The sequence below is a fragment of the Thiocystis violacea genome (genome assembly GCF_016583565.1).
In the GTDB taxonomy this organism is placed as follows: domain Bacteria; phylum Pseudomonadota; class Gammaproteobacteria; order Chromatiales; family Chromatiaceae; genus Thiorhodococcus; species Thiorhodococcus violaceus_A.
The window spans coordinates 1-7,510 of record NZ_NRRF01000119.1 but is presented as its reverse complement, the minus strand read 5'-3'; the positions used below and the strand labels follow the sequence as shown (position 1 = coordinate 7,510).

The 7,510-nt window shown below is 64.8% G+C and carries 7 protein-coding genes; 5 read left to right on the top strand and 2 right to left on the bottom strand.

Annotated elements, in window-relative coordinates; genetic code table 11:
- Positions 1-356 precede the first annotated feature (356 nt).
- A complete protein-coding gene (locus tag CKO23_RS23200; protein WP_200335645.1) occupies positions 357-1,334 on the bottom strand; it encodes a PDC sensor domain-containing protein in 978 nt (325 codons plus the stop codon).
- A gap of 7 nt (positions 1,335-1,341) precedes the next feature.
- Positions 1,342-3,939 (bottom strand): ATP-dependent chaperone ClpB, encoded by a 2,598-nt coding sequence (gene clpB / locus CKO23_RS23195; protein ID WP_200335644.1) that lies wholly within the window; start codon positions 3,937-3,939, stop codon positions 1,342-1,344.
- Positions 3,940-4,248: 309 nt separating this feature from the next.
- On the opposite strand from clpB, the gene CKO23_RS23190 reads away from it, so the two are divergent.
- The 5 genes from CKO23_RS23190 to CKO23_RS23170 all read left to right on the top strand — a co-directional run bounded on the left by CKO23_RS23190 (position 4,249) and on the right by CKO23_RS23170 (position 7,375).
- Positions 4,249-5,166: a LysR substrate-binding domain-containing protein gene (locus tag CKO23_RS23190; protein ID WP_200335643.1), complete on the top strand. Its 918-nt coding sequence runs from the start codon at positions 4,249-4,251 to the stop codon at positions 5,164-5,166.
- A 243-nt stretch (positions 5,167-5,409) separates the two neighbouring features.
- A complete protein-coding gene (locus CKO23_RS23185; protein ID WP_200335642.1) occupies positions 5,410-5,604 on the top strand; it encodes a hypothetical protein in 195 nt (64 codons plus the stop codon).
- A gap of 177 nt (positions 5,605-5,781) precedes the next feature.
- Positions 5,782-6,462, top strand: a complete 681-nt coding sequence (locus CKO23_RS23180) for an SOS response-associated peptidase (protein ID WP_200335640.1) — start codon at positions 5,782-5,784, stop codon at positions 6,460-6,462.
- 143 nt (positions 6,463-6,605) lie between these two features.
- Positions 6,606-6,923 carry a DUF1640 domain-containing protein gene (locus CKO23_RS23175; RefSeq protein WP_200335638.1) on the top strand — a complete coding sequence of 106 codons (318 nt, stop codon included), beginning with the start codon at positions 6,606-6,608 and terminating at the stop codon, positions 6,921-6,923.
- Between the two features lie 80 nt (positions 6,924-7,003).
- A complete protein-coding gene (locus CKO23_RS23170; protein WP_200335637.1) occupies positions 7,004-7,375 on the top strand; it encodes a DUF1640 domain-containing protein in 372 nt (123 codons plus the stop codon).
- The last annotated feature ends 135 nt before the right edge of the window (positions 7,376-7,510 follow it).

The following is a 7,510-nucleotide window of genomic DNA, read 5'->3' as shown; positions in this document are numbered from 1 at the left end:
TGCGTGTGCGCGTCGATCAGTGCTGCGAACGGATGGGCCATCGGTTTTCTCCCCTTGAAAAAGGCGGGGAGCCTTTCCAGCCCGGCTCGCGAGCCGCCGAGTGTCACGGACTCGGATGGCGGTGTTCAGCCATCTTCTAAGAAAGACAGTCGGAAGCGTCAATGACGCTGCCGAAAACCGATCACATGGGGCTATCTGCAGCGAAAAAATACTCATCGGCAGGCATCATGCCTGCGGAATGTGCGTCGTGACCAGAAAGGCGGGAAGCAATTGAGGGACAGATCCTGATCAGGACAGCGCAAGCCTCTCGGCGCAGAGCGCCAAAACGGACGCAGCGGCGCCAGGAGCGGCGGACTTCAGCTTCGGCCAGGATCCACCGCGCAGGCCTCGCCCGTCCCGAGCCAGAACCCCAGGCTCTTGTGCAGGAACTCGTCCCATTGCATGTAGTGCGAGCCGTCGCAGGAGAAGTTGAGTCCCACCATGCCGTTGAAGATGTTGAGCGAGCCGGAGCGCAGATAGATGGTCTCGTCCATGAAGCGCAGCTCGCGGAAGGTTTGGAAGACGTCCTTGATCCGATTCTCCGGAATGGCGGCATCCTCGGGATAGGCACGGCGAGTGTAGGCCAGACAGATGCCCGGATTGGTCAGGTCCTCATAGTCGAGAATGCGGTAGCGGAAGGGGTCGTCGATGGTCCAGAGCGTGGCCCTGGAGCTGGAGAAGTGCAGCTTGCCGTGGAAGACGCCGTGGGCGGTGATGAGCTCGACGATCAGATCCATCACCTCGCCGATGCGGCCATCCATGAGGCTTTCGACGCGCTCCTGATTGAACAGCCCGCCGCGGATGGCCGGGTCTCCCTTCATCTGCAGCCACTGTTCCGGCTGCTTGTAGAGCTCGCGCGTCAAGGGTAGCTCGCGCAGGTCGAAGTCCGCGCCGAGAAACCCGAGCAGGCCGCCGTCCTCCGCCTCGATGCGCTGAACCGCGGTCAGCGACGGCCGTCGCGCGTTCCTGCTCAGGTAGACCGGCGAGAGCGAGAAGCGCTCGCCCGCAAGCGCCTCCGCCAGGTAGGGCCGTTCACGGCGATCCCGCCCGACGTGCTCGGGGAGCAGCCCATGGGGCGAGATGTTCGCGGTCAGTTGATGGGCATCCTGGTCCAGGATGTAGAGATATTTGCAGGACGGCAGGCTGGACAGGGCATCCACCAGGATGCCCTCCAGTGCCTCGCGCTCGGGCCAGGCCGACCGGCAACCGCCGACCAGCCGTTCCAGCAGCCCCGCGAGGCGTCCTTGCAGCAACATCCGTTGCCGCACGACGGCAGTCTGTAGTGCTTCGCTCATCAGATGATCAATCCACCAGCTCGCCTTGGAGGACGCGCTCGAAGCCGAGCTGACCGTCCTCCATGCCGACTTCGATGAGATCGCCAGGGGCGAACTTGCCGGAGAGGATCTCCTGCGCCAGCGGGTTCTCCAGCTGTGCCCGGATGGCCCGCTTCAGCGGCCGGGCGCCGTAGACCGGATCGAAGCCGGCCTCCCCGAGGTGATCCAGCGCCGCGTCGCTGACCTCGAGGCGCATGTCGCGATCGGCCAGGCGCTTCTGCAGATAGGTGATCTGGATGCGTGCGATCGCCCGGATCTGTGCCCGCTGCAGCGGGTGGAAGACGACGATCTCGTCCAGCCGGTTGATGAACTCCGGCCGGAAGGCATGGCGGACGATCTCCATGACCGCCTCCTTCATCTCGGCGTAGTTGTCCTCGCCGGCGCGCTGCTGGATGACGTCCGAGCCCAGGTTGGAGGTCATGACGATGACGGCGTTGCGGAAGTCCACGGTGCGCCCCTGGCCGTCGGTCAGGCGGCCGTCGTCCAGCACCTGCAGCAGCACGTTGAAGACGTCCGGGTGGGCCTTCTCGACCTCGTCGAGCAGGATGAGGCTGTAGGGCCGTCGGCGGATGGCCTCGGTCAGATAACCGCCCTCCTCGTAGCCGACATACCCGGGCGGCGCGCCGATGAGCCGCGCGACCGAGTGCTTCTCCATGAACTCGGACATGTCGATGCGGACCATGGCCTCCTCGGTGTCGAAGAGGAAGGCCGCGAGCGCCTTGCACAGCTCCGTCTTGCCGACGCCGGTCGGCCCCAGGAAGAGGAAGGAGCCGATCGGCCGCGCCGGATCGGACAGCCCCGCGCGCGAGCGGCGAATGGCATCGCTGACCGCGCGCACCGCCTCGTTCTGGCCAACCACGCGCTGCTCGATCTCCTGCTCCATGCGCAGCAGCTTCTCGCGCTCGCCCTCGAGCATGCGCGAGACCGGGATGCCGGTCCATTTGGAGACGATGTCGGCGATCTCCTCCTCCGTGACCTTGCTGCGCAGCAGGCGATTTTCGCCCTTCTCGACATCCGCCGCCGTGGCCAGTTGCCTCTCCAGCTCCGGGATGCGCCCGTACTGAAGCTCGGACATCCGCGCCCAGTCCCCCGCCCGTCGCGCGGTCTCCATCTCCAAGCGCACGTGGTCCAGCGCCTCCTTGATGTGCGCATTGCCCTGGCTGGCCGCCTTCTCGGATTTCCAGATCTCGTCGAGATCGGAGAACTCGCGCTCCAGCCGCTCGATCTGGCCCTCAAGGTCTGTCAGGCGCTTCTTGGATGCCTCATCGGTCTCCTTCTTCACCGCCTCGCGCTCGATCTTGAGCTGGATGAGGCGCCGGTCGAGCCGGTCCATCTCCTCCGGCATGGAATCGATCTCCATGCGGATCTGGGAGGCCGCCTCGTCGATGAGGTCGATCGCCTTGTCCGGGAGCTGGCGATCCGCGATATAGCGGTGCGAGAGCACGGCCGCGGCGACGATCGCCGGGTCGGTGATCTCGACCGCGTGATGGACCTCGTAGCGCTCCTTGAGCCCGCGCAGGATGGCGATGGTGTCCTCGACATTGGGCTCCTCGACCAGCACCTTCTGGAAGCGGCGCTCCAGGGCGGCATCCTTCTCGACGTATTTGCGGTACTCGTCCAGCGTGGTGGCGCCGACACAGTGCAGCTCACCCCGCGCCAGGGCGGGCTTGAGCATGTTGCCGGCGTCCATGGCGCCCTCGGCCTTGCCGGCGCCGACCATGGTGTGCAGCTCGTCGATGAAGAGGATGATGTTGCCCTCCTGGCGCGCGACGTCGTTCAACACGGCCTTGAGGCGCTCCTCGAACTCGCCGCGGAACTTGGCGCCGGCGATGAGCGCGGCCATGTCGAGCGAGAGCAACCGCTTGCTCTTGAGCCCTTCCGGCACCTCGCCGTTGACGATGCGCTGCGCCAGGCCCTCGACGATGGCGGTCTTACCCACGCCCGGCTCGCCGATGAGCACCGGATTGTTCTTGGTGCGGCGCTGGAGCACCTGGATGGTTCGGCGGATTTCGTCATCACGGCCGATCACCGGGTCGAGCTTGCCCTGCTCGGCCCGCTCGGTGAGATCAATGGTGTACTTTTCGAGGGCCTGGCGCTGCTCCTCGGCATTGGGGTCGTCGACGCCCTGCCCGCCGCGCACCGCGTCGATCGCCTTCTCGATGGCCCCTTTGCTCGCGCCCGCCTCGCGCAGCGCGTTGCCGAGCACGCCCTTGTCCTCCAGCGCGGCCAGGACGAAGAGCTCTGATGAGACGTACTGATCCTTGCGCTGCTGGGCGAGCTTGTCGGTCAGATTGAGCAGCCGGCTCAGGTCGTTACCCAGATGCACGTCGCCGCCCGCGCCCTGCACGGTCGGCAGACGGTCAAGCGCCTCGCCCAGGCTCGAGCGCAGCCGGTTGGCGTTGACGTCCGCCTGATTGAGCAGGTGGCGAACGCTGCCGCCCTCCTGATCCAGCAACGCGACCATGAGGTGCACCGGCTCGATGAATTGGTGATCGCGTCCCAGGGCGAGACTTTGGGCGTCCGCCAGGGCCATTTGGAACTTCGCAGTCAGCTTGTCCATTCTCACAGTGGCTTACTCCAGAAAATCTGTAGGGTTTTGTTAGAAATGTGGGAAGTGACGGGCGCCGTTCAAGGGGTTCAGGTTGGCAGTTGGCAGTTGGCAGTTGGCAGTTGGCAGTTGGCAGTTGGCAGTTGGCAGTTGGCAGTTGGCAGTTGGCAGATTGTGCCCTGGCTCGCCTTCGTGCAAGGCGCCTTTCGCCAGCCAGCCACCTCAGAGGCCAAAATCCGGGATAGCGCGCCGCGACTGGCCAAAGGCTGGCGGTCTTCGGGCTATTTCCTGGACAACCCAGGTGGAAATTTCCGCTATCATGCGGGCGTGAATCTCCGCGACCTCAAATATATCCTCGCTGTGGCCGAAACGCGCCACTTCGGCCGTGCGGCGGAGCGCTGCTTCGTCAGCCAGCCGACGCTGAGCGGCCAGATCAAGAAGCTCGAGGACGAGCTGGATGTGGTCATCTTCGAGCGCACCAACCGCTCGGTCGAGATCACGCCGGTCGGCCAGGTCATTCTGGCCCACGCCCGCCTTGCCCTGGAGCAGACGGAGGCCATTGAGCAAGTCGCCCGCGCCCATCAGGACCCCCTCGCCGGCGCCCTGCGCATCGGCGCCATCCCGACGCTCAGCCCCTACCTGATGCCGCTGGTTCTGGTGCCGCTCAAACGGACCTACCCCAAGCTCAGACTGGTCCTCTCCGAGGAGATCACAGACTCCCTGATCGGGCGCCTCACCCGGCATGAGATCGACGCCGCCCTGCTCGCCACGCCGGTCGACGAGACCGACTTCGAGACCATGCCGCTCTTCGACGAGCCCTTCTGGCTGGCGCACCCGGTCAACCACCCGCTCTACGAACAGGATGAGATCACCGCGAAGGATCTCGAGGACGTCGAACTGCTGCTGCTCGCGGATGGTCATTGTCTGACACACCAGGTCATGGAGGTCTGTCGGCTCGCCGAACGGCCCACCCATGGCGAGATGGCCGACTTGCGCGCCTCCAGCCTGGAGACCCTGCTGCAGCTCGTCGGCGCCGGCTTCGGTTGCACCCTGATCCCGGCACTCGCCATCCGCGGCGGCTGGATGACGGACAGCGGCATCGTCGCCCGACCGCTCGAGCTGCCGGACGCCTATCGACGCATCTCACTCGTCTTTCGCCGCAGCTTCCCACGTCGCAAGACCCTCGAAGCCTTTGCCGAGATGGTCCGCGAGCACCTGCCGAATACCGTCAGACGCCGGAGCTGATCCAGGTTCGCCGGCGCACCGACATCCGCTCGTTGCATAAGAACAACAATACTATCGCTTGTGTCGCACAAACGCACAAAATCGACTAAACTGATAATCAGGGGCCGGAAAAGATGCCGAATTGCAACACTAGGCAGGGTGAGCATCTGATCCGATACTCAGAAAGCCAGTTACGTTGGCGTGTTTATTGCTGATGTTTTTGCAACAACAGCCGATGATGCAGTCAGCATTGGGGTACCCATCATGAGCACGAAGCAACTACAGGCCGTTTGGGAGCTGTGCCGGCAGGGATTTCAAGTCACGGCGGACGAGGCGGCACAGAGCTGGCGCAACGGCGAGCGATTCGATCTGAGCGACAGATGCCAGCTCGGCCGCTCGATCCAGAGCCTCATCGACCAGTGCAACTGGGAGGTCGAGAAGCAGGCAAAGCTCCACTGACGTCGCTCCGGCCGCAGCCTTCTCGGGCGCGGCGGGCGACTCCAGCGCGTCGCCCATCCTCTTTTGGCCCGTCAGCCTCCAGGGCGACAGCATCCCCGCCAACGCCCAGCTGGAAAGGATCCGGCACCCGCCCATCGTCGCAACCGATCCATTTCCACCCCGGACTCACCTGCAGCCATGTGCGGACGCTTCGCCCAATTCAGCCTTCCCGAGGATCTGGAGTCCTATTTCGACATCCCTGCCGGGTTCGACTTTCCGCCGCCACGCTACAACGTCGCGCCGGGAACCGAGATGCTGGCCGTGCGCGCGGGATCCGATGGCCGACCGGCCTTCGTCAGGCTGCATTGGGGACTCATCCCGGGTTGGGCGAAGGATCGCAGGCTCGGCTACCGCACCATCAACGCCCGCGCCGAAACGCTCGCCGAGAAACCCGCCTTCCGTGCCGCATTCCAAAGCAGACGCTGCCTGATTCCGGCCGACGGCTTCTACGAGTGGAAGGCGACGCCAAGCGGCAAGCAACCCTACTTCATCGCACACCAGGAGGGTCGACCGCTCGCCTTCGCCGGACTCTGGGAGACCTGGGCGGATCGCGACACGGGCGAGGTCGTGCTCAGCGGCACCATCATCGTAACGGCGGCGAACGCCCTCATTGGCCAGATCCACGACCGCATGCCGGTCATCCTCCAGCCTCGGGACTTCCAGACCTGGCTCGACCCGACCCGCAAGGCGGTTGCCGAGCTGCAAGAGCTCTTGCGCCCCTGCCCCGTCGAGCAACTCAACATTCACCCGGTCTCCACCCGCGTCAACCGACCGGTGGAGGACGATCCGGCGCTCATTCAGCCACTGAGTGACACCTGAGCCCGGCGGGCCGGCCGGGTCGGCAGCGAATGCCGGATCGCACGCCTCGACGACGCTCAACGTGCGCGTCGGCAAAACAGCCGAGCGGCGTCGCGCCGCACACAGGCTTGTCAATCTCCACATGCCGGCGCATAGTTCATCGCATGATGTCGAGCGTTGCACTCTACGAAGCCCTCACCACGGCCCCAGACGACCGCACCCGCGCGCGCGTGATCGCGGAGGCCTTCGAGCGCCTGGAAGAACGCTATCCGCATTTGCCGGACCTGGCGACGCAGGGGCACGTCCGCGAGGCGGAGCTGCGCCTGCAAAAAGACATCGAGCAGGTCCGCGCCGAGCTACGCCAGAGCGAGCTGCGCCTTCAGAAAGAAATCGCGCAGGTCAAGGTCTCCCTCCTCCAATGGCTCGTCCCGCTGATGTTCGCGCAAGTCGCGGCGATTGCCGCACTCGTCAAGCTCTTGTAACCCGCTTGCCGACATCGGCCGGCAGCGTTGCACCGCACACTGGCTTGTCAATCTCCACATCCCGCCGCATAGTGCAGCACATGATGTCGAGCGTTGCACTCTACGAAGCCCTCACCACGGCCCCAGACGACCGCACCCGCGCGCGCGTCATCGCGGAGGCCTTCGAGCGCTTGGAGGAACGCTATCCGCATTTGCCGGACCTGGCGACGCAGGGGCACGTCCGCGAGGCGGAGCTGCGCCTGCAAAAGGAAATCGAGCAGGTCCGCGCCAAGCTCACCATGGACATCGAGCAGGTGCGCGCCCAGATCGAGCAGGTCCGCTCAGAGCTGCGCCAGAGCGAGCTGCGGCTCCAGAAAGAAATCGCGCAGGTGAAGGTCTCCCTCCTCCAATGGCTCGTCCCGCTGATGTTCGCGCAAGTCGCGGCCATCGCCGCACTCGTCAAGCTCTTGTAACCCCCTCTGCACGGCGAAACCGTTCTACCGCAGATTGACTCGCCGTAGTGGGATTTACCTTCGATTCTGTACAGGCCCCAGCGTTTGACTCAAACTGCGCGCCAGGATTGGTTGGCGAGGCAGCGCGACGCACGT

Bases quoted from the DNA above. Each gene is read 5' to 3' on its own strand.
- CKO23_RS23175 (WP_200335638.1), top strand. From the start codon at position 6,606: ATGATGTCGAGCGTTGCACTCTACGAAGCCCTCACCACGGCCCCAGAC.
- CKO23_RS23185 (WP_200335642.1), top strand. From the start codon at position 5,410: ATGAGCACGAAGCAACTACAGGCCGTTTGGGAGCTGTGCCGGCAGGGA.
- CKO23_RS23200 (WP_200335645.1), bottom strand. From the start codon at position 1,334: ATGAGCGAAGCACTACAGACTGCCGTCGTGCGGCAACGGATGTTGCTG.
- CKO23_RS23180 (WP_200335640.1), top strand. From the start codon at position 5,782: ATGTGCGGACGCTTCGCCCAATTCAGCCTTCCCGAGGATCTGGAGTCC.
- CKO23_RS23170 (WP_200335637.1), top strand. From the start codon at position 7,004: ATGATGTCGAGCGTTGCACTCTACGAAGCCCTCACCACGGCCCCAGAC.